We start from the raw sequence: 26,504 nt of genomic DNA on the forward strand, positions 1-26,504 counted from the left end.
TACCCTCAATTCCCGCGCTCACGTAGATATAAAAAAGCGACTCATTGTTACCAATCAGCCGCTCAAAAAGATTATCTGTCTAGTGAAATGGTTTAAAACAAGGTTTGCTGACGCTTCTCAGGCACCTGCTGAACTTCTCCATAATCACGTAGCTTATCCATCTTACGGATATCCAGGCGCAGCTCAGTCACATAACTGTCTTCAACAAGATAACTACGCACAACTTCTGCACCACGAATTACACCATCGACGGCACCAGTGGTGCTTTCAATACCCAAACGCTGGTCTTGCAGCTCTGCACGTCCACTAACACGCATGCCATAAACTTGCTCTGCTAGCTCACGATAAGCATCAATTTTTGATGCGCGCATTGCTCGTACACGCTTTTCTTCAACTGTGCGGCCTGTTTGCTCACTGACGCTGGCATAACCCACCGCCACTAAGATTTCATCTTGACGCATCTGTTGTAATGGCTGACACCCAACCAATATCAGTGTGGCAACAATAAATAATAACTTCTTCATGCTTCTATCCTATGGACGGAGAATCACAGTGTACGGCTGACGAATAGTAGGGTCAGAACGAATCAACACACCATCTTGTGTGCGGATGCTATTTAACGTATCTAAGTCACGCCCAATACGGTCAGCCGGAAGGAAACCTTGCGCTGTCGCTACAACTACACGGCTTTGCATGCCAACCACGCGTGCATTGACAAGCACTCCGCCCTCTTGGCGCAGCATTGTTCCGGTCAGTACATACTGAATTTGCTGCTCTTGAGCTAAATCTTGCCAATCACGACTTAAAGCAAAATCGCCCTGCTGCGTCACTTGAATAGAGCCCGTAGTTTTGAAATCAACCACTTTAAATCCTCGGCGCTGAAACTGATGGATAAAACCTTCAGAGACCGAGTTACCTAACCAGTTTGTTGCATCCATATTTTGTAGATCAACAAACGAGGTAATCGCAATCGGTGTCCGCGCTGATACTGCCACATTAGAAACCATCAGGTCTTCTGTCATGCTCTCAATGAAAAAGTCCATCGTATGACGCGGACTATCCATCAGCATGAACTGGCTTCCCGAGTACGGTTCTTTACCATTGTAAATCGGTGAGTACGCGCACGATGTCAGAAGCGTCATCATCGATGCGGCGACAAGCCACTTTTTCATGGTTTGATTCTCCAGATAATCTTAGGTGATACCGTTCTTTATTAATTCCTTTCCAAGAAAGTGAATATTGGAACAGTCTTTGCTTTTCTTTGTTTGCCTAACGAAGAAAAACCCACCAAACTTCACTGAATTTGTTAAAGCAATATTTATACCCGAACGGTTGTAACCAATGAAAAAAATATTAAACAGTCTGTTTTCAATCACTTTAGTGATGCTTGTGCCTTTTAAGGTAATGGCATCTTGGTATGAAGTCACAGGCGTTGCCACCATCGTTTCTTCAGAAGAGACGGCAAGGCTCCATGCGTTGGAAGACGCGCTGTTCAAAGCCGTCAATTTTTCGGGCGCAGATATTGGCAGTATTAGCAACTTGATGCCGCTATTAGAAGAAAGCCGCAACGAATACCAGTTTACCAATCATGAAGTCCGTTACATTTTGGTCGAATCTGAACGCAAACGTCGCGGTAAAGTCGAGGTAAAAATCCGCGTTGATATTTATCCATCGGCAACGGGTTGCCACACCGATCAATACAAAAAGACAATGCTGGTCGGCAATATTGAGGTCGCATCACCACAACAAGCAGTGATGGGACAAATTTATCAAGTTGGTGACGATTTTAGCCACGTAGTGAACCGTCAACTTGATCAAACCTCACGCAGCTTTGTGTCTGTTGGTACAACGGACTACTCAATAAGCAGCAACTATCCTGCTCGCACTCAAATGATCGCGCAAGACAATGGCGCACAATACATCATTGGAGGGGTCATCACCGATCTCACTGCAACGGTCGAATCTCAACTATTGCAAGATGACATCATCAATCGTCAGTTTGCGTTAGAAATGAAAGTATTTGATGGTAAAACTGGCCATGAAATCTTCAACAAAGCCTACCGTGAGGTCGCGCGTTGGCCATTTGCTAAGACGAGTCAAGTGGACACTCGTAGTGCACGTTTTTGGGCATCGACCTATGGCGAGATGATGCTTCGCGTTAGTCGCAATATTATGTTGGATCTGGAGTCGGAGCTGTCTTGCAAAATTACATTGCCAGAGGTTGTGGCAGTCTTCGGTAATACCGTAACGATAGATCTCGGCCGTATGCACGGCGTAAAAGAGGGAGACAAATTGCAGCTTTGGCACACCGCGTCGTTTATCGACCAAAATGGATTGCCAAGAAACAAAGTCTCGCAAAGCGAAATTACATTAACGGTATCACGCATATACGAACACGAAGCGGAACTGACGATTGATCAGCCAAATTTAGCGTCTAGCGTTCAAATTGGCGACGTAATGAACAAGATCCTATAAAAGCAAACATTAAGTCTTGAGATATGCTCACTTTTGAATATTATAGGCAGCGCATCTTATTTGATTATACCAATGACCGTAGCGAATCGTTCAACGTGATGCTGATACAGATCTAAGTAGATTGCTAGATTTGAACTCAGTAAAACAGTGCAATGAACTGCAACTATTGGTATTACGCCCCCATGGCACAGCTGGATAGCGCAGTCCCCTCCTAAGGGACAGGTCGTAGGTTCGAATCCTACTGGGGGCGCCATATCATAGCCTTAGCTCCCACTTGAGCTAAGGCTTTTTTGTATCTTCAATTTCAAGCCTCGCACTGCTCCCCCTAGTACACCGTGTTAGATAATCTTCCCAGTAATCAATATGATCGGATCGGGTGTTTCGGTTACGGGATAAAGCCTTCTACTGATCTGACTTCTTCCCCTTGAAATCATTTCAACAAGCCCTATTTACAGTTTTGTATTTTATTACTTTAATTATCTATGAGTTTTGCTTACCCTTTTAGCTATTAATAAAATTATTAGTTAGCACTATGTCTAAGAGCAATTTAATAACTAACACTGGACACCGCTTTATTTCTAAAGGCAAGACAGCCTTTAAGATACATATCCATACCCCCGAGGATACGGTACTACACCGCTCGGTAGGATTTGTTCGTATTGGAGAAAAGAAAGGCTTACAAAAAGCCATTAAGCTGAGAAACGAGTTAGGCCGGCAAATGTGGGGCAAATTCTGGCGACGTCTTTTGAAAGACCCTTACCTAATGACTAGGCTTCCACATAGCGTTGAGCCTAAAATCGTTCACAAGCCTAACCCTACTCTTGAAAACCCTGACAACCGAGATACGTGTTATATCGCCAAGTGGCGAGAGTTCAATGATGACGGTGAGTATAAATATAAAACGGTGGTTCGCTCTATTAGTAAGTACGGCAAACTTGCCGCCTACATGCAAACCAAAAAAGCGTTGTTAGAAGCACATAAAGATAACTTGGAGATCCTGACATTCATGGGGCGTTTAAACAGCATTGATCTTAAGTAATACCTAGCCACTTTGAACATTTCAGTCAGTTTTTAAAGAGAAATAAAAAGCCCCAAAGAGCGAACTCTTTGGGGCTTTCAGCTTCAGTCTTCTATACTACGGTCGAATAGGAGCTTATTGCTGAACTTGGTATTCAAATTCTGGAACAACGACTTCTACGCGACGGTTTTGTTGACGACCTTCACGAGTGTCGTTTGAAGCGATTGGGTTATTTTCACCTTCGCCACGAGCTTGGATACGTGATGAATCAATACCTTTTTCAACGAGTGCGTTAGCAACAGACTCAGCACGTTTTTCAGAAACCTTTAGGTTGTAAGCTGCTGGACCAGACGTATCTGTGTAACCTACAACTTCAACGTTCGCTTGTGGGTGCTCGTTTAGGAAAGCAACTAGGTTATCAAGTTTTGCAGCGCTCTCTGGTTTTAGAGTTGTGCTGTTTAGATCGAAGCTACCTGTGCCAATTGTTTGAGTTTCGAATGTTTTCGTAACTACAACTGGCTCTTCTACCACTTCTTCTACAACCACTTCTTCTACAACAACTGGCTCTTCTACGATTACTGGCTCATCGTTGCCGCCGAATTTGAAAGAAACACCTAGTGTTGCAGTGTTACCTGTCGCACGAGTTACATCGTTGCTGATGTCAGTCAGTGTTTGGTATTCCGCACGAGCTGTTACGTTTTGGCTTAGGTTGAATTCAAGACCAGCCGCGCCTAGGTAAGAGTAATCATCTTTGCCATCAAACATTACGTAAGCGCCACCCACTTTACCGTAAAGTGCGATGTCTTCAGTGATTGGTAGGCTAAATTTAGGAGCAAGAGTGATCGCTTCTACGTGGCCACCGAAAGAAGTTTGGTTAAAATCACCGATGTTGTCGAAACCCGCTTCTACTGCGAAGTATTTATTCATTTCGTAACCAACAAAAGCGCCAAGAGTAGAATCGTCTTTGTCACAAGCCTGGCCCGCTACACACGCGTCTTCCATCCATGACTTACCCATCTTACCACCAACGTATACTTCTGCTTGTGCTGCTGAAGCCATAAGTAGAGACGCTGAAATTACCGCTGCTAATTTTTTCATTATTGATTCCTCTAAAGAAGTTCTTTTGTTAGATGCCGAAATGCGCCGTCTGACTGACGTTGTATTTCAATTCTTTTTATTCATTCCTTGAGTGAGATACTTAGTCAGCTTCTTTTTATGCACATGCATTTTTTTTATGGAAGCAACTTACGTATATTTCCTGTTCAGTGATACATATCGCCATCTCGGTATCGCTGACGGGATGAACTATAACGCTAAGAAATCGCGAGAAAAATCCCAATTCTGTCAATTTATTGTCATCAAAAATCTCGACAACATGTGATCTTAAGCAAAAAAATCCCCACGCAATCACGACGCAAACGTTTGCTTTATTTTTTGAAACAACATAGCTAAAGCAAAGGTTTTTCTTAAAAATGAGACAAACAAAATGGAACTTTAAGGAACATGGATAAAAATCAATCAGATATTTGATATATAATCGCTCGTTTTTTATTCATGCCAACGATATTTGGATTAAAAAATCTTATCCATATTGAGGTAAATTACAGGTAAAACCATCTCTTCATTCACCAATATGAGAGAAAGTTTCTCGTTATCTAAATTGAAGATACAAAAAAGCCGCGGTTGCTCACCGCGGCTTTGTGACTATTTATTCAAAAGAACGTTCAGTTCAAAGCAATTATGCGTTTGCTTCACGCTCAGCAATGAACTCAAGCGCCATCTTAATGCGAGCAATACAACGCTCTTTTCCAACCAGCTCCATTACTGCATCGACAGAAGGAGACTGACCGCCTCCTGTTACAGCAACACGTAATGGCATACCGATTTTGCCCATGCCGATTTCCAACTCTTCACATACTGCTGCGATAACGCCATCTTTGATGTTCGCTGTCGTCCACTCAGTTAGTGCTTCCACTTTCGCTAATGCAAGTTCTAGAGGCTCTTTAGCCACGCCACGTAGGTGTTTCTTCGCTGCGCCCGCTTCAAACTCAGAGAAATCTTCATAGAAGTAACGGATTTGCTCAGCTAGCTCAACTAGTGTGTTGCAACGCTCACCCACTAGCTTGATCACGTCAGTGATAGCAGGACCATTCGTTACGTCTAGTTTTTGTTGATCTAGATGCCATTGTAGATGCTCAGCAACGTACGCAGGATCTGAGTTCTTGATGTAGTGGTTGTTCAACCATTGCAGTTTGTCAGTGTTAAAAGCAGACGCTGACTTAGATACTGCGTTTAGGCTAAATAGATTGATCATCTCTTCTTGAGAGAAGATTTCTTGGTCCCCATGAGACCAACCAAGGCGCACTAGGTAGTTGTTTAGTGCCGCAGGCAGGTAGCCCATATCGCGGTATTGCATGACTGATACAGCGCCGTGACGTTTAGACAGTTTCGCGCCGTCATCACCCAGGATCATTGCACAGTGTGCAAATGTAGGTACTGGCGCACCTAGTGCTTCGTAGATGTTGATTTGACGAGGCGTGTTGTTGATGTGGTCTTCGCCACGAACAACGTGAGTGATACCCATGTCCCAGTCATCCACTACTACACAGAAGTTGTAAGTAGGTGAACCGTCTGTACGACGAATGATTAGGTCATCCATTTGATCGTTGCGGATTTCAATGCGACCACGGATTTGATCATCAAATACTACGCTGCCTTCTTTCGGGTTACGGAAACGGATAACACATGGATCGCCATCTTTTGCCGCTTCGTTTGCTGCTTTGATTTTTGGATGGTTAGCATCGTAGCGAGGCATTTCTTTATTTGCTTCTTGCTCTGCACGGATTTCATCTAGCAGCTCTTTAGACGCGTAACATTTGTAAGCTTTGTCTTCAGCAAGAAGCTTATCAACCATTTCGTTGTAACGGTCAAAACGTTGAGTTTGGTAGTAAGGACCTTCATCCCACTCCAAGCCTAGCCATTCCATGCCTTCAAGAATTGCATCAACCGCTTCCTGAGAGTTACGCTCAAGGTCTGTATCTTCGATACGTAGAACGAATTCACCACCTTGGTTTTTAGCGTATAGCCAAGAGTAAAGTGCAGTACGCGCACCACCAACGTGTAGATAGCCAGTTGGGCTAGGAGCAAAACGAGTTTTAACCGTCATTTGAGTTCCTTAGGGGTAATGAGCAACGAGAGATCTCTCGTTGTAATGTCAAGGATAAAAGTGGCGACATTTTACCACCGTAAGTCAATTCTACAATCGGTTTGACAACAGAAATAAAAACAGGGCAGAACCAAAAAGGCACAGCCCTACTATTTACTGTTAAAGCACAAGACAAAATTACTTCAGGTTACGCATTGCCCATTGCATAAATTCTTGCTGCTCTTCACGGCTCAATTCATTAAACGATGCTTTGATTGTTTTGGTTTCCGCTGGAGAAGACGCAATGCTTGCCTTAGTCGATTCTTTATTCATTGCGTTATTATAGTCGGCAACTTCTCGTTCATAATCACGAAAACCTTGCAAACCACCTTTACGAAGTTGAACCATAGAGAATGCCACTTCTTTTCCGTTTTTGTCTTTCAATACCACTTTAGGATCGAGTTCGAAGGCTCTCGCCTCTTCAATAGTACGGAATGTTTGATAAGTCAGAGAAAGCTCGGTGTCTTTTTCTGCATCAAACTCTAATACCAGCGGCTGCGAATCGAATTTACGGCGCTTTCCATCTTCAAATACGATTTGTCCAACCGTTACCGCCAATTGGTTTTCCCCATCCTTTAACTCGATGCTGTTGTTCTTGGATATCCACTCAGGGTAGACGAACTCGCCGTTGAGAACGCGAGGAACTAATTCAGATTGCAGAGTGAGTTGAGCAGCAAAAGCTGGCGCCGAAAGCATTGCGCAAAGTCCGAGAAGTGTCGTTGTTTTTTTCATCATGGTTTCTCACTTTATACCAATTTAGATAAGCCTCTAAAATTTACAGGCCAGTCATTTCAAAGGCTTATTTGAATAAGTATCAAGATAAAAAGGGCGTTTCCGCCCTTTTAGCTGCTTCTTTAGTTAGAAGTAGTATTCAACACCTACAGAGAACTCGTCGTAGTCAGCAGACTTCCAACGTGCTTCTGTTGGTTTATCTAATTGAGACGCACCGTCGCCAAAGTCTAGAGTACGAGCACGTACGTACAGCACTGCCGATGGGTCTACGAAATACATAACTTGTGCTGATAACACATCATCCGCTGTATCGTTAATTTTCTTACCATCACGCTCTAGATCAAAGTTAGCGGCGTAAGCCAGTTTGTATTGCCAATCACCCGTGGTGTACATGATAGCGGCAGACATTGCATCTTGCTTTTCACTCACACCATTGCTTGCGTCCGCCTCCATGTATTTGTATTGCGCGAAGAAAGAGATTCCGTTATCAAACCAGCCTTGTGCCCCTACCAAGTACGTGTTGTTTTCCCACGTTTGGCTTTCCATCTTGATATTACGGTTACCTTCATATGCCGCATCTAACTGGATAGGACCAATTTTGTAGTGTGCAGCGATACCACCCCAGTAGTCATCCCCTTCACCTAGACCTGCTTTATCACCTGCACCAGCTGCGATATCTAGGGAGAATTTGTCAGCAAACATTGGAGAGTCCCAGCGGATAGTGTTTGATTGACGGTCTTGGTACTTGGCGCCACCAATAGCACCACCCCAGTCGTATACATCGCCCAGGCCAGGGTTAGATGCTGGCCAGTCAACCAATTCGTACATAGGTGTCAAAACGCGACCCAGGCGAATTTGCCCCCAAGATGCACTTTCAAAACCGACGAATGTGTCACGTTCACCAAGACCTGCGCCCTCGCCACCAAAGCTAGGGTCTACATAACCGCCTTCGATTTGCCAAATAAAAGTAGGGTCGAAGTTAGCAAATTGTTTCTTACCACGGAAACCGATACGAGATTCGTTGTTTAGCTGCATGCCACCCAAGTCATCGTCCGTTGCTTTGCTGCCAGAATCGTAATCGCGGTACGCGGCCTGCATCGCGATGATCCCGTAAACTTCATAAGAAAATGAATCTTTGGTTAGAAACTCTTTTGCTGCGTCACTGTTTGCACCATCAGCAAATGCAACACCACTGAACATCATGCCGGTAATTGCCGTGGCAAGTAGGCTTTTCTTTAGGTAAGACATTATAAACCCCTATATTTTTTAGTTTTTTCCATTTTCAAATTCACTAACTAGGACATGGCAGGAACTTGAAACAGTGTTTGGACGGGGCAAATATGACAAACTTTTTTCGCACTAAAAAACTTTCCCTACAGCAATCTGAGCGACTTCAAAATGAGAAGGTCAAAAATAAAATAAATCAATAAAAAACAATTAGTTAACATCAAATATAAAAAATAAAAAACGTTAAAAGTACGTTTTGACACTGAACTGACATTGAGAGCATCTAAAAAACGTGAGCGACTTCATTCATCTTTTAGGTGTTTTAACGGAACTTTATATTCAAAGAGAAAAAACCTTGAGATCACTCGCAAGTAAAATGACCGTGCACTTGTGGGATTCGAGAGATTTTGACGAAATTGTTGTGAGTAGCAAATGGGTATTGACCTTACCCTTGCAGGAAGGTTTAAGCTCATAGCATCACTACTATTGAGGTGCAGATTATGTATCAGTTAGTTATACCTTTATCAGGGCTCAACTGCATGGGCTGTGCGAGAAAAGTTGAGAATGCTTTACATGCGAATCACGATGTGGAGATCCTCAATTTGTCCCCGACGCAAGTAGAGGTCAAAACCGAGTCTTCTCTTAAAGAGCTCGTCTCGTCGATTGAATCTCTTGGTTACCAAGCAGGAAATCACTACGAACTAAACCTTTCAGGCTTAAGCTGTGGCGGTTGCGTCAAAAAACTTTCATCTTTATTAGAATCTAATCAAGACGTTATTTCTTTTGAGGCTTCAACAACGCACTTAGAGATTCGTACCCTCCTCTCCGAGCAACAAGTGATCGACTTAATAGCAACACTCGGCTATACCGCCAACCTTGATTCTGTTGAAGTAGAGAACGAAAGCTCACCAGAGACCGAGCCGGTAGAAAAGCAAAGCAATATTAAAGATACGCAGGTGCCACCAGCGAGTATTCAATTGCAAATGCTGATTCAAGGCATGACGTGTGCGAGTTGCGTATCTTCAGTAGAGAAAGCACTTACTAACGTAGAAGGCGTTGAGAAAGCACAGGTCAACCTTGCAGAACAAAGCGCACTAGTATTCGCAAGCCAAGACTCTGATGACCTCCTTAACGCAATTGTTGAATCGGTAAAACAAGCCGGTTACCAAGCAGAGATCCTACAAGACGCCGCAACCCAGCAAGAAAAGCAAGCACAGCAACAACGTCAGCAACAAAAACGCTTTAAACTGGATGCTATTGCTGGCCTTGTCGTCGGTGCCCCTTTAATGATTTGGGGCGTAGCTGGCGGCAATATGATGATTCGCAACACCAACGACCAATTAGCTTGGGGCGCGATCGGTATCGTATGTTTACTCCTTCTTGCCACAGCAGGGAAACACTTCTTCAGTAACGCTTGGTTAGCAGCTACTCACAAGCGCGCCACCATGGACACGTTAGTCGCGCTCGGTACTGGCGCAGCGTGGTTCTATTCGATGCTTGTGGTGATTTTCCCAGACTGGTTCCCTCTTGCTTCACGCCACGTGTACTTTGAAGCGAGTGCAATGATCATCGGCTTAATTTCTCTTGGGCACTATATAGAAGCAAAAGCCAAAGCAAACACAACACGTTCCTTACAAGCGTTGATTAACCTGCAACCTCAGCAAGCTACGGTAATTACGGAACAAGGCGACCAACAAATCGCGGTTGAGCAAATCACGTTAGGCATGAAACTGCGTATCAAACCAGGCGAGAAAGTGCCTGTTGATGGTGTTGTGATTCAAGGTGAATCATACATTGATGAGTCGATGCTCACTGGTGAACCAGTACCAGTATTAAAAGCGCAAGAGGCTCAAGTGTCTGCCGGGACATTAAACACCGATGGTGGATTAGTCATTGAGGCAACGGGCATTGGCGCAAATACCATGCTGGCTCGTATCATCCGCATGGTGCGCACAGCGCAAAGCAGTAAGCCAGCCATCGCGAAACTGGCAGACCAGATTTCATCGGTGTTTGTCCCTGTCGTTGTTGGTATAGCAATACTGGCCGCGCTCGTTTGGTTTGCCGTTGGCCCAGAGCCAAAAGCGAGTTATATGCTGGTGGTCACCACAACCGTCCTGATCATCGCCTGCCCTTGCGCCCTAGGCTTAGCAACCCCACTTTCTGTCACGGTGGGAGTGGGTAAAGCCGCAGAGCTCGGCATTCTGATCAAAGACGCCGACGCCCTGCAATTGGCAAGCAAAGTCGACACGGTTGTGTTCGACAAAACTGGCACACTTACCCAAGGTAAACCTAGCGTTCAGCAAGTGTTTACTCACGCCACCAGCCAAGAAGATCTATTGGCTTTAGCGTATGCGGCAGAGCGTCAGTCTGAGCACCCACTGGCAAAAGCGGTATGTGATTACGCCAAACGACACGACGCAAAAGACGTCTCATTAGACAAGTTTGAGAACGTTCGCGGACGCGGCATTTTGGCGACGTATCAAGATAAACCGCTGCTCATTGGTTCGCTTCAATTTATGCAAGCAGAGAACGTCGAGACCAGCGCACTAAAACCTGCCATCGATGAATGCGCAAAAAATGCGTGGACTCCGGTAGCTGTGGCATTGAACGGCGAACTGATCGGTCTGATCGCCATTGCCGACCCGATCAAATCAGATGCGAAGCAAGCGCTCTCTGCATTAAAATCGCAAGGCATCAAAACGGTAATGCTGACGGGCGATAACCAACACGTTGCCAATGCTATCGGCCAAGAACTTGGTATTGATGAAGTGATTGCCCAAGTAATGCCAGATGAGAAAGCTCAGCACATTGAGCAACTTCAATCTCAAGGACATGTCGTGGCAATGGTGGGGGATGGCATTAACGACGCCCCTGCTCTCGCGTTATCCAACCTAGGTATTGCCATGGGTAGCGGCAGTGATGTCGCCATTGAAAGTTCGCAAATGACCATCCTGAACACGTCACCAATGGCGGTAGTACATGCGATTGAACTCTCTCGCGCTACACTTAAAAACATGAAGCAAAACCTATTTGGTGCCTTTGTTTACAACTCGTTGGGTATTCCAGTTGCCGCTGGCGTGCTTTACCCAGCGTTTGGATTTTTGCTCAGTCCTGTTGTCGCAGGAGCGGCAATGGCACTGTCTTCAATTACTGTCGTTAGTAATGCAAATCGACTACGACTGTTTTCAGTAAAATAACCACTTCTTTTTGAGGGTATTATGAAGTTGAAACTATTGACCTTTGCAATGCTTGCGACCGTGTCCGCCAACGTATTGGCAGCCGATGTCATTAACCATAAATCGCCATACTGTGGCTGTTGTGGAGAATGGACAAAACACATGGAAGAGAACGGCTTTACGGTCGAAGAAAAATTGCACGATGACATGAACGCCATCAAACGCGATCTAGGCATCAAGAATGAACAGCTTTACTCTTGCCACACGGCAGAGATCAACGGCTATCTGTTTGAAGGTCACATTCCAGCCGAAGACATTAAAGCGTTTTTGAAAAATCCACCACGTAACGCAAAAGGCTTATCAGTACCGGGCATGCCAATGGGCTCCCCTGGTATGGAATATGGCGACAAAAAAGACAGCTACACCGTTTACGCCTTTAACGAAAAAGGCCAAGTGTTCGAATATAGCCACCACGAAGGCAACGACCAATAAAAACAAAGCCCAGCGAGATAAACCGCTGGGCTTTTTCTTAATGGACAGTTAAGACAAATATAAAATTAGAAGCCGTAAGAGGCACCAAATACAAAAGCGTTATTCACTAGGCTGTCACCACTCGCGTTTTCTGCACCGTGTGCTTGACTACGGAACTCAAAGTAAGGTTGAACACCTTTACGAGTCCACGTTGCACGAAGCTCGTGGTCCATGGTTTCCGCTTCAATCATGTAGACGTTGTTGTAGCTTAGCGTCACATCCTCATTCATCACGTAACCGATGCGGTTGTCCATGCGGTAATCTGTATCCGCATCTGCGTCTGTCGCATCAATGTGCGCACGAGTACGGTTACTTAAGGAGATGCCGTTATCGAAGTTGTAACCGATCTTAACCAATGGACGGTACTGTACATTCTCGCCAGCAGAGAACAGGTGTTGGTAACCCGCGGCAACCCATAAATGATCGGTAATATTAAATGACTGCTCACCACCCACAGTGATTGCTGGTGTTGTGTTACCTGCGCCACCGTTTTCTGTTTCCAGTTTACCCAACTGAATACCATCAAATTCGGTGTAAACCGTAAAGCCGCCGAATTGGTTATCAAAAGTATGACCAGCTTCCAGTGTAGACGTAACGTCCGAACCATGAATTCGACCATCATCGTGGAATTGAACATTACCTGTTACGTAAGAAGAACCAGCAAAAGCGCTAGAAGCGAAAGCGAGAGAAAGAGCACTCAGTGCAAAAATGTTTTTCATAATTACTGCCTTTATTTATTCACGTTATGCGATAGTTTTAGAGGGCATCTCTTCCCTTTTATCGCAAACTTTGGAATGTGCCTCCTTGGCGTTCGCAATATTGTTTCAATTAATTCGCGATGAAAAATAAAACATTTTAAAAAGTGATCTTGTTCAAACCGAAGCTCAACAACCCTGATAAAAACATGGGAAATACAGGCACTTATCGTATTTTTATAAAATTATTCAAAAAATAGAAGTGTGATCGTAAACAGATAATTTATTGATATTTAGCAGATTAAGTCGATCCAGTTCACAATAACCTTGACCATTACAACCAAAAACTTATTTATCAATGAAAAATAATTAGACATCGATCACGCTTAATTTCCTCAAAAAATAAAGAAAGCCCCAACATGAGGTTGAGGCTTTGCCAAAAAATTAACTTACAAGAATTGAGTTATTTCACGCTGGTCACTCGACTTGCTTTCTCACCGGTTGCTGACACAGAACGGATAAACACTTCACCTTTCACATTTGGACGAGCATTATCTGCGTAAGTTAGCCAGTTCTTGCCGTCTAGAGAGTATTGAAGCTTCACCCCTGGGAACTGAACGTTCATTGCTAGCTTGCCATCTTCTACTTTCGCACCTGGTACAGGCAGGCGGTAGTCGATACCTGATTTTTCTAGCTTAGCCAGTTCACGTTGGCCAAGTACGTTCGCAAAGCGGTTGTAGTCTTGGTTTAGCGCAGCTTTGTCTACTAGGTTAGAGTTTTGCGAGTATTCAACACCCACTTTGTAGTCGTTTTCCCAATCAGCACGGTGCCATGCACGCTCAGCGGCTGCTAGTACGCGAGGGAATACCATGTACTCGTATTGCTCGTCGTTACGTACTGTCTCAGACCACAGCTGTGCTGATAGACCATAGAAAGGTTTCGCTTCGATTTCACCTTTACCAGTGAAGCCGTTACCATCGCGGTCTACAGAGGTTTCTGCGTTCTGAGGCATGTTCTCTGGTGCAAAACCAAACATCTTACGAGTATCTGTTGCACGCGTCGCCCAGTAGTAACCACGCTCTTTCGGGTCAACTTCGTACGGCATGTCCATGTATACGTAGTCTGGGTTAGAAACGATAACGTCGTAACCTTTCTTAGACCATTCGTACACTGATGATGTGCCACCCCAGTAAAGAACGTCCCAGAAGTTAACACGTGTGTTTTCTGTTGCGAACGCTTTCTCACCTTCACTGTGCTTAAGGCCATCTTGCCAAGCTTGGAAGTTTGGAATGCCTTTCTCTGCCACCATCTTCGACACTTCTTCTGCAAAGTGGCTTGGTAGATGAGCAAAATCGCTTACCGTACCGTCTGCAATTAGCGTCTGACATTGTGGTGACTGTGCGAATGGCTTGTCTTGCTTAGACAAATCAATGTTCCCCTTCCAGCTTACTTTGTCTTCTGCGTTGATGTCTTGCAGACCAGCGCCTAGCTTGATGTTCTTCGCTTCGTCACCACCAAAGTGCCATGTTGTTAGCGGCGTGCCCGCTTCTTGGTGCATTGCTGCTACTTCTGAAATCACTTTATCAACAAAGCGAGTTGAAGATTCCATACATGGGTTGATGAAGCTTTGCTTGTTGTAGAACTGAACCGTCGTTACGTTCGATGTATCTTGAGGGTCCATCAGGCGGTACTCGTTCGCTTCTGCTTCTTTACCTTCTTCCATTAGACGGTCGTAACGTGCTTCCATTGATACCACTGCTGCACGAGCGTGTGCTGGCATATCGATTTCAGGAATCACTTCGATGTTACGCGCTTTCGCGTACTTCAAGATGTCCACGTAGTCTGCTTTGCTGAAGAAGCCAGAACCAAAGTTGTCTGTCGTTGCACCTGAGCCAAGCTGAGGCAGTAAACAGCTTTTCTCTTCCAAATCGAAACAACGGTTAGCACCCACTTCAGTCAGCTCAGGCAAACCCGGGATTTCTAAACGCCAGCCTTCATCATCCGTTAGATGAAGGTGTAGTTTGTTCATCTTGTACGCGGCCATTTGGTCAAGCGTTGCAAGGATTGCGTCTTTAGAGTGGAAGTTACGAGCCACGTCCACCATCACACCACGGTAATCAAAACGCGGCGCATCTTTAATAGACAGTTGTGGTAGAGAATCAGCATTTTTGCTATCTACCAGGCCAAAGATAGATTGTACTGCGTAGAAAGCACCTGCTTGGTCAAACGCTTTAATCGCAATACCGTCGCCTTTGATGCTCATTTCGTAAGCACCAGATTTTGCCAATTCACCGGTGAAGTCAGCAGGAACAACAGTGATGCTTACAGGAAGATCACCACGAACATCCACACCTACCACTTCTGCACGACCTTGAATTGCTGCGTATTGAGTCGCATCGAATGCGTCTTTAGGCAGCGCAATACCCGCCGCGATATCTACCGTACCGTTACCTGCTTCAACAGACAGTGGCGTTGGTAGTAACGTGGTTGATACGTCTTGTTTTGCTAGATCTTCGTTCTTCTCGAAACGAGACACAGCGTTTGCAAATACGTTGTTGTCATCTGGCGTACGTTTTAGGTTGTTACCCTCAAGGCCAGTCACGAAAGATGCAACGTCTTCTGTGTTAAGAGAAGCGATCATCTTAGGCTCTGCATTTGGTGCAGCAACGAAAGCGCCTGGCATGAAGTCAGTTTCAAATAGCTGCCAATATTCAGCAACAAGAGGAAGCACAACCTCTTCACCCGCAGCAAAACCATCAAACTTATCTGTTGGTTCTAGTTTGTGTAGATCACCCGTTACGCGAGAGATTTTAAACTGTTCGTTTTCAACATCCAGAATCAAACGAATGCTATGGAAGTAAATAGCCCAATCTTTTGAGTCAACCGCTTCACCTTGGTTAACCAGCGTCATGTTTACCTTGTTACAAGACGCCCACTCAGCCCCTAAGTCCTGACAAGCAAGACCTTCGTTTGCACCGTGGTTAGTCAACACTTGGTATTGAATATCAAGATTATTAGCCAACGAATTTACAACTTGTTGTTCAGAGCTTTGCAGCGCAGAGCAACCTGCTAATGTAGTGATAACAGAAACAGCAATCAGACTAGGTTTAAACATCTTACTTCCCCAAAAAAGTCAGTGGTTCAAAACGACAATGATAAAAATCTCGGCCCCTCAAATGCGAGGTGCCTAACCGTTACATTCAACATACAACCTGTTATTTCTAAGCGTAAAATAAATAGAAATAGGAAGTGATCCAGTTCAAAAAATGACACTCAGAAAAAATAATAAAAACCTAATTTTCATGGAGTTACAATACACGTCAAAATCGAACAACTTGTTTTGACGAGTTTGCTGCGATCTAGGTCACTTATATTCATGAGTTACGACTGATTTTGTAAGATTTGGATCACGCCTAATTATTTTGTGAGCCATTAGTAAGCGAATTACCTATTTACCTTTCGTGAAGTGACTCTCATTTATTCGTCGTCAAAACTCGTCAATATTTTTAGAAATGACGATTTTGTCGAATACCCCACTGGAGAAATTGCACTTAACCTCACGCTATTTTGCGTATAAAGTTTAAAGGTATCTTATCTGAGGACCATTCTATGTTTCGTCTCTTGACGCTCATATCATCTCTACTTGTTACTTTGACTCCTTTTTCATCTTATGCAGAGCCACAGCATTGGTTAGCAAAAAAAGGGGAAACCGAACTTATGATTATTGGCTCGGTACATGTGGGGGATAAAACGATGTACCCACTCCCTAGAACGGTCATCCAGCATTTAAGCCAAAGCGCAGGGTTGATTATTGAAGCAGACGTCAGGAATTCTGAAGGCTTGGTTTACCCACAAACAACCATTCTTTCTAAAGATGTTTTAGACAGAGCTCAACGTCGCCACTTAATTGAAATTGCCCAAGATTTAGGTTTGCCAGAAACTCAACTCCTAAATTCCCCACCTTGGATGGCCGCATTCACCATCCAACTCGCTTTAGTCAACAAACTGGGGTATGTCTCTGATAAAGGGGTCGACATGCACTTAATAGGACTCGCTGATAAAAAGCAAATCCCGGTCATTCCACTGGAGTCCGTGCAATTCCAAATCGATTTAATCGCAGGTCAATCAGAAGGCGGTAAAGAGATACTTCTCTCATCAATTGAAGAATATGATGGCGGAGAAGAGTTAGTTCAATGCTTGATAGAGAGTTGGAAGAGTGGTGATGGTAGCATGTTGGTCGAAGCCTCTTTGACCGATCATACAACAGAAGAGTTTAACCAAGCCTTTTTATACGAGCGTAATCGAGATTGGGCTAAAAAACTCGACACTGGCAGTGTTTTACCTCAACAATCGGGTCGCTACACCGTTGTTGTTGGTGGCTTGCATTTAGTAGGTAAAGATAACCTGATTGAACTACTTAAAAATCGGGGATTTAACATCAAACCACTGGGTAAGACGCGCCAAGCAAATTGTGATATCTAGTGATTGTTTGAAAAATGCCATTTAAATATAATTATTTAAATACAACCATTTAAAATTCATTCAAACTTTCTTATAAAACGCCGTTAAGCTAAGTGGATACAAAACAACTCATATGAAATTTAAATATTTATTCCTATACACGATTGGAATTATGCTCACTTCTTCGTTGTCTTATGCTAAACCGCCATGCAACGTAGAATCTTTTCAAGCTATTGATATAACTCCGGAAGTAAAAGGCGGTGTTTTAGATAAAGAGAGTGGTCAATTTCTTATTACCGAAAAACCAATGATGCGTTGCGCGAACATCACGTTTTCAACAGCCCACACTCGAAATCGCGTTGCACATATGATGAACCAAGGCTTTGAAGCGGTTTACTATGATGGAAATACAAGCAAATCTCACTCAGTAACGTTTGATGAAGACGATTTAAAAGCGGGTTACGTCAAGATTGGGCCAAATCACCCAAAGACCGCTTATGTCTGTTTCACTACTTCTGAAACTCCTATCAATACTATCTCGTGTGACATCAAGTAATAAATTTACTCGCTCTAAAAAATGAAAAGGCCCTACATTTCTGTAGAGCCTTCCTCTCAATACGTATCGGTGAAGAGCCATGTTCTAACTTCAAGCGAACCCCATTTGGTTCGATACTATTGAAGTCTAAAATTACTAGCACTAAAAACGACGAAAGCCTGCTCATTGAGCAGGATTTCTAAAAGTGGTCGGTGAAGTAGGGATTCGACGCGACTGGGCTTCCAGAGGACTGGCATTCCTGACCCCGATCCTCTGGTTCCAAATAAATATCACCAAATACGAAAAAGGCTCTACATTTCTGTAGAGCCTTTTTCTCAATATGTGTCGATGAAGAGCCATATTCTAACTTCAGGCGAACCCCATTTGGTTCGCTACTATCAAAGTCAAATTTGCTGCCGCTAAAACGACGAAAGCCTGCTCATTGAGCAGGATTTCTGAAAGTGGTCGGTGAAGAGGGATTCGAACCCCCGACCCTCTGGTCCCAAACCAGATGCGCTACCAAGCTGCGCTATTCACCGAGATGTTTAACTGAGGAATTGTCCCCGTCAACGAATGCGTATATTACGGATTCTGAACTGTGGCGCAAGTGCTTTTTACAAAAAAACCTTAGGTCTTAATTCGTTTGATGAATAACTGAACACTAGCACGTAAAATGTGACTGATAACTCACAACAAAATACAGTTTATTAACCTTAGCAACATAATTGATCCAGATCAGTGTGCAACAAGACACCGCCATTTAGTTTATTCCTGTCGGGAACATCTTGGAGGAAACGTATGGACTTTTGGCTTGATCTCCTATTTGGTAATGCAGTGGGTCTATCGTCAATGATAGTAATTTTTGGGGCAATTGGTCTGATGTTATTTTACGGCGGTTTCTTCATATACAAGATCATGAACGACAAATCTCCTCACTAGATCTCGCTTAGCTCTAGAAACGCTTTGCACCGGAGTCGGTTACTTGCCTACTCCGGTTTTTTATTTGATCTCAATGCACCACTCATTGATATAATCCTATTATTCTTCCCTGTTCTTAATGAGATTACTGCTATGTCTCACGACGACGATTTTGATCTATTTCAACAGATGATGGGCGATGTAAAGCCAATCACTCAAGACACCACCGAACACAAAAAAGTACACCAAGTAACAGAAGCACAGCTCGCAAAACGCGAAGCAGCAATCTGGTTAACGGAAGATGACCCAGAATACCTATCACTTGATCACGCTGAAATGCTCAAGCCAGAGGACTTTGTTGAGTTCAAACGTGATGGTGTACAGGACGGGGTTTACCGCAAACTTCGCCTTGGTAAGTATCCAATCCAAGCTCGCTTGGATTTGCACCGTAAAACATTGAAAGAAGCACGTGATGAAGTCGTGACGTTTTTAAAGCAATGCCTATCAATGGACATTAGAACCGTCGTTATCGTCCATGGTCGAGGAGAACGCTCAAATCCACCTGCAATGATGAAAAGCTTTGTTAGCAGTTGGCTACGACAAATAAAGGAAGTCCAATGCGTCCATAGTGCGCAACGCTTTCACGGTGGAACTGGAGCCGTTTACGTCCTACTTAGAAAAAGTGCGGAAAAGAAATTAGAAACCCGCGAACGTCACCAAAAACGGTTAGGCTAAATTCCACCCTAATGCTAGAATGCCCGCCCTTATTCTTCCTTCCCCTTAGAGGAAGGGAGCTTCATTCGCCGTTGTGAAACGTTAGGAGACAAAAATGTCACAAGACAACGCTAAACGATTAAATAAATTCATCAGTGAAACGGGGTTTTGCTCACGCCGTGAAGCAGACAGACTGATTGAGCAAGGCCGTGTCACCATTAATGGCAACAAACCTGAAATGGGGACAAAAGTGCTACCTGGTGATGATGTTTGTGTGGATGGTAAGCCAGTGGCAGCAAAAGAGAAGCCGATTTATATCGCTCTCAATAAACCAACAGGCATCACCTGTACAACTGAGAGAGACGTCCCTGGAAACATCGTTGATTTCATCGGCCACCAAAAACGTATCTTTCCGATCGGCCGCTTAGACAAACCCTCTGATGGTCTGATCTTTTTGACCAACGATGGCGACATCGTGAACAAAATCCTTCGCGCAGGCAACAGCCACGAAAAAGAGTACGTCGTACGCGTGGACAAGCCAATTACAGGCGAGTTTCTCAAACAGATGTCGAGTGGCGTTAAGATTCTCGACACAGTCACCCTACCTTGTAAGGTAACGAAAGAAACTAAATTCTCTTTCCGTATTGTGCTCACTCAAGGACTTAACCGTCAGATCCGTCGCATGTGTGAAGCGCTGGGCTATGAAGTATTCAAGCTGCGTCGCGTACGCATCATGAATATCTCTCTTGATGGTATTCCCAATGGGAAATGGCGTTATCTAAGTGACGAAGAAGTGGCAGAGATCCTAGCAATGTGTGAAGGCTCGGTAGGTACAGAAGAAGCATCAAAAACAGACTCTAGAGGTCGCAACATTCGTAAAGCGACCGACGCGAAGCTGTTTGATAGCCGTGAAGAAAACCAAGATTCTACTGCTCGTCGTAACCAGAAGACACGAACTTTCCGTGGTAACAATGCTGATGAATTCCGTCATGCACCAAACTCGAAAAAAGGTCAACAAAAGCGTCGTCAGTGTGATGATGAAGGCGGACGTCCAGCTAAAGAACATTACAAAGCGAAACCACAAGGTGAACGCAGCAGACCGCAAGGCGAGCATGGTAAATCACACCGTAAACCAGATGCATCAAGCAATACGCATTCAGTAAACAAGCCTCAATCACCGAGTAAGCCCAAGCAGCATTACATGAACCCAAATGCCGCGAAACCAAGTAAACCAGCTAAACGCACTGGTGGTACATTGAGTCTGAAGAAGTAACGCTTCACTGACAGGCAAGATCAAAAAAGGACGCTCATGAGCGTCCTTTTTATTTGTCATGAGTTTACAAACAAAGAGGTGCAAACTGACCGCGAGTTAAGCTCAGCAAATCTCTCGGGGCTAACTCAATTTCTAAACCACGTTTACCAGCACTCACACAGATTGTGTCTTGCTCTGCTGCGCTTTCGTGCAAAAAAGTAGGTAAGGCTTTCTTCTGCCCTAGTGGGCTAATTCCACCAACGACATAACCTGTGGTCTTTTGGGCGATTTCCGGATCAGCCATATCGGCCTTTTTGCCCTTCGCTGCTTTCGCCGCCAGTTTTAGGTTCAGCTTTTGATCAACAGGGATAATCGCAACCGCAAGGTTCTTTGGCTCCCCGTTCAAGCAGAACAGCAAGGTTTTAAATACTGTTTTCGGATCCTGCCCCAGTACTTCAGCAGCCTCCAAGCCATAACTATCGGCTCTAGGGTCATGCTCATACTGATGAATCGTGTGTGGAATTTTTTTCTTTTTCGCAAGATTAATGGCCGGAGTCATCAAGATTCTCCTCATAAAAACAAAAAGCGCAGATTGAATTGGATCTGCGCTTTTAGTTAATGATATCAGCGAGTTTGAGTCAATCGCTTTTTATCTGTTGGGTTACTGATCAATCGCCGTATCAACTAAATACGTGATTTCACCTGAAGGGGCATACTCATTAACATCAATAGGGCTATGTGTTTCTAAATAATCCTTCAAAACCTCAGCATCGGTAAAACCTGTATTTACATACCCTGGATGATCGTCGATTTTAGGGTAACCATCTCCACCAGCAGCATTATAGCTTGGTACGGTAAAGCGGTAATTACCATCTAAGCGAAGTTGCTTATTACCAATGAACACATTGGTTACCTCACCATTATTGATACTCATCGCAATGCCGGCAAACTGCGCGTAAGCTCCAGAGTCGACAGGTTTAGTTGCAACGACATTTAGGTAATCCAATACTTCTTTGCCCGTCATATCAACGTAAGAGACCATATTGCCAAATGGCTGAACAGTCAGCACATCTTTGTAGGTAATCTCACCTGCTGCAATCGAATCGCGAACGCCGCCAGAATTCATTACGGCGAAATCTGCTTTCGCACGTTCCATGTGAGCCGTTGCAATTAATCGACCTAAGTTTGTTTGCTGGTAACGAACCACATTGCGGTCACCCTCAAGCTTACCGTTAGATTCTGCAATCTTCACGTTTAGTTTGCCCTGACCTTTTTCTTGATAAGGACGAAGAAACTCAAGCATCATTTCGTCTTGTTTAATCTCATCTTGGATCAAGACTCGTTGCGACTGACCATCAACTTTAACTTTCTTTTTCAAGTTTACAGGGATTAGATCGTAGCTCACCATCGAGAGTTCGCCATTACGAAACTCGTAATCGGCGCGTCCCACATATTTCCCCCACTCATGTGCCTGAACAATAAAGGTACCATTTTGTTTATCGGGCTGACATTCATCACCTGGTTTAAAGTTCTTTTTGATAACGTTTGGACCTTCCATGCACACAGGTTCTTGTGAGTGTCCTCCAACGATCATGTCGAGATCGCCGTCATTCAAATAACGAGCTAACGCCACATCGCCAGGAGCATTGATGCCTCTATTACCATTTTCATAGTGTCCCATATGCGTGACAGCAAAAATCAGATCTGGATACTCTGTTTCTTTCAGTTCTGCAATCAGCTTCTTGGCTTCTTCTTTTGGGTCACGGAAGTCAATTTGTTCAATGAATTCAGGGTTGCCAAGTTTCGCTGTGTCTTCGGTTGTAAGGCCAATGACCGCAATTTTAATGCCCTGCTTTTTAAACATCGCATATGGTTGGAATAAACGCTTGCCAGTATTTTTATCGTAAATATTGGCAGACAACATCGGAAAGTTTGCCCACTCTTGCTGCTTGAATAGCACGTCCAATGGATTATCAAACTCATGATTACCTAGAGCCATCGCATCGTAACCAATTTTGCTCATGCCTTTAAAATCCGGCTCGGCATCTTGTAAATCAGACTCAGGTACTCCTGTGTTGATGTCACCACCAGAAAGCAGTAACACGCTGCCCCCCTCAGCCTGTATTTCTTCGCGCAAATCATCGATTAACGTTTTACGCGCCGCCATGCCATATTCACCGTATCGATTTTGCCAAAAGCGACCATGATGATCGTTAGTGTGCAATACGGTCAATTTATAGGTTGTATCGGCATTCCATTCTGGTGCAGGTTGCGTAGCACACCCAGCTAACGAGGCCAAGATAGCGGCACTCAAAACAGTTTTGATCATCAGACGCTGATTCATTTATTTACCTTTTTCTTATTGGGATTACTGAAGCACATTTTAAGCATTCGATCTATTTGAAAACCACGTGCACCCTAACACATTGATTTAATAATTATGATGCATTGTTTAGCAATAACAAATTCATCAGTAACAAGTTTGAGAATTTACAGTTTTTCAGATAAAAAAATAGCCAACACTCGGTTGGCTATAGTATTTGTTACCACCAGTCATCTGGCGTTTACTTAATATCGATATCTGCAAAGCTCTTGATCAGATCATCAAGCGATTTCATTTGTGCTAAGAATGGCTCTAACTTGTCTAGAGGCAGTGCAGATGGGCCATCACAACGCGCTTGGTCTGGGTTTGGGTGCGCTTCGATAAATAGACCTGCGATGCCTGTCGCTAGACCCGCTTTTGCAAGTTCAACTGTCTGCTCACGACGGCCGCCAGATGCTGCGCCTGATGGGTCACGCATTTGTAGTGAGTGCGTTACGTCAAAGATGATTGGGCTACCTTTCGAAGCATTTTTCATCACACCAAAACCAAGCATGTCTACAACTAGGTTATCGTAACCGTGGCAAGAACCGCGCTCACATAGGATGATCTTGTCGTTACCGCATTCTGCGAACTTCTCAACGATGTTACCCACTTGACCAGGGCTCATAAATTGAGGTTTCTTCACGTTTATAACCGCACCGGTTTTGGCCATAGCTTCAACAAGGTCAGTTTGACGAGCTAGGAATGCAGGAAGCTGAATAACGTCTACCACGTCAGCGACAGGTTGAGCTTGCGCTTCAGTGTGAACGTCCGTGATGATCTTTACACCAAAAGTGTCTTTCAGCTCCTGAAAGATTTTCATACCTTCTTCCAGACCTGGACCACGGTATGAATGAACAGAACTGCGGTTTGCTTTGTCAAACGACGCCTTAAATACGTAAGGAATACCAAGTTTTTCCGTTACTTTTACGTAGTGCTCACAGATCTGCATCGCAAGATCACGAGACTCAAGAACGTTCATACCTGCAAATAAGGTGAATGGCTTGTCGTTAGCAACCTGAATGTCGCCGATATTAACGATTTTCTGTTCCATTTTGATTCTCTTTTTCTGTCCACGATACGCCACAGTTCGGCACATCGATAAAATTAGTGAAGTGTGACGTGCGTTTCACTCATCACATTAACTTGTGATTTTAGTAGCTCAGAAGCCGGATCGTCAGGGCATTGGTCAATAAAGTACTGAAAATCTGATACCGCTACTTGAGGGCACTCTAGCTGTTGGAAAATAAAACCACGGTCACGAATTTCGTATGGGTCATCTGGCACAAATGTTAGAGCAAGATTTGTACAACGTAATGCCAGCGTATAATGCTCTTCACGCAACATCGCACTTTTAATCAATGCCAACCAGCGACCAATAATTGTTGGGTTGTCAGCTTCCTCAAAATGTTCAGGCTTTAGCTGAGCTAGCGGTCCTTCCTGGCCAATAAGCCAAGCTTGAAGAATCCTTTCACCTACATACTCACCATTAAATGGGTTGATGTAGTCTGGCTTCTTATTCATCCAGTCGACTTTTAACAGGAACTGAGTCGGGAAAGTAACTCCCTTCAACGGGAAACCCAGCTTTTTGCCTAGGTATAACAAAATCGAACCTAAGCTCACAGGAATACCTTTTCTACGCTCCAGCACTTTATCGATGAAGCTGTTGTCCGAAATAAAGTATTCCTGCTCGTCGCCTTTGAATCCCCACTCGTGGAAAAACAGTCGTAGGAATGCATCAAATCGTTGCTCTTCATCGGTTTCATGAACAAGCGTGGCTTCTGCATCTTTGTAAAGACGCTCTAACTCTTGTTTCGCCCAATGTACTTTGGTTTCTGGGTTAATCGCTTTGTTTAGCTCAAGCGCACCTTCCACCAACGGTATATTGTCAAAATCTTCGTCAAAAAACTCTAACATGACGTCTATCCAAATAACGTAGGGCTCTTAGACACAGCAATGTTTGCAGCCATGACCAACCAACCTAATGCGCCGAAAAAGCCAAATATCTTCAGTAGGTTGTTTTTCGCAAGTTTCAATGAGAAGAATCCAAGCGCAATGTACGCCAGTACGCAGGTGATTTTGTTTGTTAACCACGGTGCGGCATCGGTAAACGGGATGAAACCCGTAATGAAAATAAGCGCGATACCTGACACTAGCAATGCAGTATCAACGATGTGGGGAAACACTTTCAAAAAGCGATTATTTCGCTTCGGTGAGTTCATCATCATTAACACGAATCGGATCGATAGTAGCGTCGCGCTGAGAGCGATCGTCACTAAGTGTATGTGTTTTAGAGCTACGTACATTTTTCTTCTCTTTTTAGTTAGTGTTTGCTGACTTCCATGATTAACTGGCCAGACAACCAAGCGTTACTCGATCGTTACCGCCATAATCTTTTTCCGTAGCGACCTGTTGGTAACCAAAGCCACGCATTATCTCACGCACCGCCTCACCTTGATCATAACCATGTTCAAATGCCAGCCAACCGCCCACTTCAAGATACTGACGAGCAAGATCCGAGATATGACGAATATCAGCTAAGCCATTCTCTTTAGCAACTAATGCAGATTTTGGCTCAAAGCGCACATCACCTTGGGATAAATGTGGATCTTTTTCATCAATATATGGCGGGTTGGAGACAATTAAAGCAAACTTCGTACCTTCTGTAATAGGCTCAAACCAACTGCCTTGAGCAAAGGTCACATTTTTGATGTTTAGCTGCTCAGCATTGTACTCTGCAAGTGCTTTCGCTTCTTGTTTGAGATCTACGCCCATCACTTGACGTTTTGGCATTTCAGATGCGAGTGCGATAGCAATTGCCCCCGTCCCCGTTCCAAGATCTAAAATAGGCCCAGTTTGCTCGTAGGTCTTATCGAGTGCAACCTCGACCAAACGTTCTGTATCCGGTCTTGGGATCAAGGTAGAGGGAGAAACTTTGAACGGTAAAGACCAAAACTCTCGCTCACCAATAATATAAGCGACGGGTTCACCAGTTAAACGTCGTTCAAGTAGAGCGTCAAACTGAGATTTTTGCTCTGCTTCTAACGCTTTTTCTGGCCAGGTCAGCAGGTAAGTTCGTGGTTTGCCAAGGACATGGCAAAGGAGTACAGCTGCATCGAGAGAAGGCGACTCTTTGCCGCCTTCTGCCAGTTTCGCCGTCGCACTTTTCAGTGCTTGCTCAATCGATTGAACTTGGCTCATCG

23 protein-coding genes and 2 tRNA genes are annotated in these 26,504 nt (G+C 44.2%); 10 read left to right on the forward strand and 15 right to left on the reverse strand.

Annotated features, from left to right (window positions below):
• Positions 1-92: 92 nt before the first annotated feature.
• On the reverse strand, positions 93-524 hold the full coding sequence (gene flgP, locus R8O10_RS20600; RefSeq protein WP_005382014.1) for a flagellar assembly lipoprotein FlgP: 432 nt from the start codon (positions 522-524) through the stop codon (positions 93-95).
• A 9-nt stretch (positions 525-533) separates the two neighbouring features.
• On the reverse strand, positions 534-1,172 hold the full coding sequence (locus tag R8O10_RS20605) for a FlgO family outer membrane protein (protein WP_005382013.1): 639 nt from the start codon (positions 1,170-1,172) through the stop codon (positions 534-536).
• 169 nt (positions 1,173-1,341) lie between these two features.
• On the opposite strand from R8O10_RS20605, the gene R8O10_RS20610 reads away from it, so the two are divergent.
• The 3 genes from R8O10_RS20610 (at position 1,342) to R8O10_RS20620 (ending at position 3,514) form a co-directional block, all read left to right on the forward strand.
• Positions 1,342-2,475 carry a flagellar assembly protein FlgT gene (locus R8O10_RS20610; protein WP_318191692.1) on the forward strand — a complete coding sequence of 378 codons (1,134 nt, stop codon included), beginning with the start codon at positions 1,342-1,344 and terminating at the stop codon, positions 2,473-2,475.
• A 176-nt stretch (positions 2,476-2,651) separates the two neighbouring features.
• Positions 2,652-2,728 (forward strand) — tRNA-Arg (locus R8O10_RS20615).
• A 279-nt stretch (positions 2,729-3,007) separates the two neighbouring features.
• The gene (locus R8O10_RS20620; protein WP_005382011.1) at positions 3,008-3,514 is read left to right on the forward strand and encodes a hypothetical protein; all 507 of its coding nucleotides are present in this window, start codon (positions 3,008-3,010) and stop codon (positions 3,512-3,514) included.
• 114 nt (positions 3,515-3,628) lie between these two features.
• Here the strand turns inward: R8O10_RS20620 and R8O10_RS20625 are convergent, their stop codons facing one another.
• The 4 genes from R8O10_RS20625 to chiP all read right to left on the reverse strand — a co-directional run bounded on the left by R8O10_RS20625 (position 3,629) and on the right by chiP (position 8,678).
• Positions 3,629-4,591, reverse strand: a complete 963-nt coding sequence (locus R8O10_RS20625) for an OmpA family protein (protein WP_005382010.1) — start codon at positions 4,589-4,591, stop codon at positions 3,629-3,631.
• Positions 4,592-5,231: 640 nt separating this feature from the next.
• Positions 5,232-6,659 (reverse strand): glutamate--tRNA ligase, encoded by a 1,428-nt coding sequence (gene gltX, locus R8O10_RS20630; protein WP_005384075.1) that lies wholly within the window; start codon positions 6,657-6,659, stop codon positions 5,232-5,234.
• A gap of 177 nt (positions 6,660-6,836) precedes the next feature.
• Positions 6,837-7,433, reverse strand: coding sequence for a DUF2057 domain-containing protein (locus tag R8O10_RS20635; RefSeq protein ID WP_005382008.1), 597 nt, complete (start codon positions 7,431-7,433; stop codon positions 6,837-6,839).
• 123 nt (positions 7,434-7,556) lie between these two features.
• Positions 7,557-8,678: a chitoporin gene (chiP, locus tag R8O10_RS20640; protein ID WP_017819978.1), complete on the reverse strand. Its 1,122-nt coding sequence runs from the start codon at positions 8,676-8,678 to the stop codon at positions 7,557-7,559.
• A gap of 479 nt (positions 8,679-9,157) precedes the next feature.
• On the opposite strand from chiP, the gene R8O10_RS20645 reads away from it, so the two are divergent.
• Together R8O10_RS20645 and R8O10_RS20650 are read left to right on the forward strand one after the other, a co-directional pair.
• Positions 9,158-11,854: a heavy metal translocating P-type ATPase gene (locus R8O10_RS20645; protein ID WP_017819979.1), complete on the forward strand. Its 2,697-nt coding sequence runs from the start codon at positions 9,158-9,160 to the stop codon at positions 11,852-11,854.
• Between the two features lie 21 nt (positions 11,855-11,875).
• Positions 11,876-12,325, forward strand: a complete 450-nt coding sequence (locus R8O10_RS20650) for a DUF411 domain-containing protein (RefSeq protein ID WP_005382005.1) — start codon at positions 11,876-11,878, stop codon at positions 12,323-12,325.
• Between the two features lie 65 nt (positions 12,326-12,390).
• Here the strand turns inward: R8O10_RS20650 and R8O10_RS20655 are convergent, their stop codons facing one another.
• Together R8O10_RS20655 and R8O10_RS20660 are read right to left on the reverse strand one after the other, a co-directional pair.
• On the reverse strand, positions 12,391-13,083 hold the full coding sequence (locus R8O10_RS20655; RefSeq protein WP_005382004.1) for an oligogalacturonate-specific porin KdgM family protein: 693 nt from the start codon (positions 13,081-13,083) through the stop codon (positions 12,391-12,393).
• A gap of 439 nt (positions 13,084-13,522) precedes the next feature.
• On the reverse strand, positions 13,523-16,174 hold the full coding sequence (locus tag R8O10_RS20660; protein WP_318191693.1) for a beta-N-acetylhexosaminidase: 2,652 nt from the start codon (positions 16,172-16,174) through the stop codon (positions 13,523-13,525).
• A gap of 494 nt (positions 16,175-16,668) precedes the next feature.
• Between R8O10_RS20660 and R8O10_RS20665 the strand changes: the two genes are divergently transcribed.
• Together R8O10_RS20665 and R8O10_RS20670 are read left to right on the forward strand one after the other, a co-directional pair.
• Positions 16,669-17,541, forward strand: a complete 873-nt coding sequence (locus R8O10_RS20665) for a TraB/GumN family protein (protein ID WP_005382001.1) — start codon at positions 16,669-16,671, stop codon at positions 17,539-17,541.
• 151 nt (positions 17,542-17,692) lie between these two features.
• The gene (locus tag R8O10_RS20670) at positions 17,693-18,076 is read left to right on the forward strand and encodes a hypothetical protein (RefSeq protein WP_372009610.1); all 384 of its coding nucleotides are present in this window, start codon (positions 17,693-17,695) and stop codon (positions 18,074-18,076) included.
• A gap of 441 nt (positions 18,077-18,517) precedes the next feature.
• On the opposite strand, the gene R8O10_RS20675 is transcribed toward R8O10_RS20670, so the two are convergent.
• Positions 18,518-18,594, reverse strand: a tRNA-Pro gene (locus R8O10_RS20675).
• 259 nt (positions 18,595-18,853) lie between these two features.
• On the opposite strand from R8O10_RS20675, the gene R8O10_RS20680 reads away from it, so the two are divergent.
• From R8O10_RS20680 to rluF, 3 genes are all read left to right on the forward strand, one after another.
• Positions 18,854-18,994 carry a DUF3149 domain-containing protein gene (locus R8O10_RS20680; protein WP_005382236.1) on the forward strand — a complete coding sequence of 47 codons (141 nt, stop codon included), beginning with the start codon at positions 18,854-18,856 and terminating at the stop codon, positions 18,992-18,994.
• 132 nt (positions 18,995-19,126) lie between these two features.
• On the forward strand, positions 19,127-19,708 hold the full coding sequence (smrA, locus tag R8O10_RS20685) for a DNA endonuclease SmrA (protein WP_005382233.1): 582 nt from the start codon (positions 19,127-19,129) through the stop codon (positions 19,706-19,708).
• Between the two features lie 94 nt (positions 19,709-19,802).
• Positions 19,803-20,960, forward strand: a complete 1,158-nt coding sequence (gene rluF, locus R8O10_RS20690) for a 23S rRNA pseudouridine(2604) synthase RluF (RefSeq protein ID WP_213908009.1) — start codon at positions 19,803-19,805, stop codon at positions 20,958-20,960.
• Positions 20,961-21,024: 64 nt separating this feature from the next.
• Here rluF and ybaK read toward each other — a convergent pair whose 3' ends face one another.
• From ybaK to prmC, 6 genes are all read right to left on the reverse strand, one after another.
• A complete protein-coding gene (gene ybaK, locus R8O10_RS20695; protein ID WP_005382231.1) occupies positions 21,025-21,498 on the reverse strand; it encodes a Cys-tRNA(Pro) deacylase in 474 nt (157 codons plus the stop codon).
• A gap of 102 nt (positions 21,499-21,600) precedes the next feature.
• On the reverse strand, positions 21,601-23,283 hold the full coding sequence (ushA, locus tag R8O10_RS20700) for a bifunctional UDP-sugar hydrolase/5'-nucleotidase UshA (RefSeq protein WP_005382230.1): 1,683 nt from the start codon (positions 23,281-23,283) through the stop codon (positions 21,601-21,603).
• A 220-nt stretch (positions 23,284-23,503) separates the two neighbouring features.
• Entirely contained in the window at positions 23,504-24,355 is an 852-nt protein-coding gene (kdsA, locus tag R8O10_RS20705; protein ID WP_005384095.1) for a 3-deoxy-8-phosphooctulonate synthase, read from the reverse strand.
• Between the two features lie 53 nt (positions 24,356-24,408).
• A complete protein-coding gene (locus tag R8O10_RS20710) occupies positions 24,409-25,218 on the reverse strand; it encodes a SirB1 family protein (RefSeq protein WP_318191694.1) in 810 nt (269 codons plus the stop codon).
• A 5-nt stretch (positions 25,219-25,223) separates the two neighbouring features.
• Positions 25,224-25,607 (reverse strand): SirB2 family protein, encoded by a 384-nt coding sequence (locus R8O10_RS20715; protein WP_005382225.1) that lies wholly within the window; start codon positions 25,605-25,607, stop codon positions 25,224-25,226.
• Between the two features lie 40 nt (positions 25,608-25,647).
• Entirely contained in the window at positions 25,648-26,502 is an 855-nt protein-coding gene (prmC, locus tag R8O10_RS20720) for a peptide chain release factor N(5)-glutamine methyltransferase (RefSeq protein WP_017634841.1), read from the reverse strand.
• Positions 26,503-26,504 lie beyond the last annotated feature (2 nt).

Source organism: Vibrio sp. 1727, from assembly GCF_033344415.1.
Taxonomy (GTDB): domain Bacteria; phylum Pseudomonadota; class Gammaproteobacteria; order Enterobacterales; family Vibrionaceae; genus Vibrio; species Vibrio alginolyticus.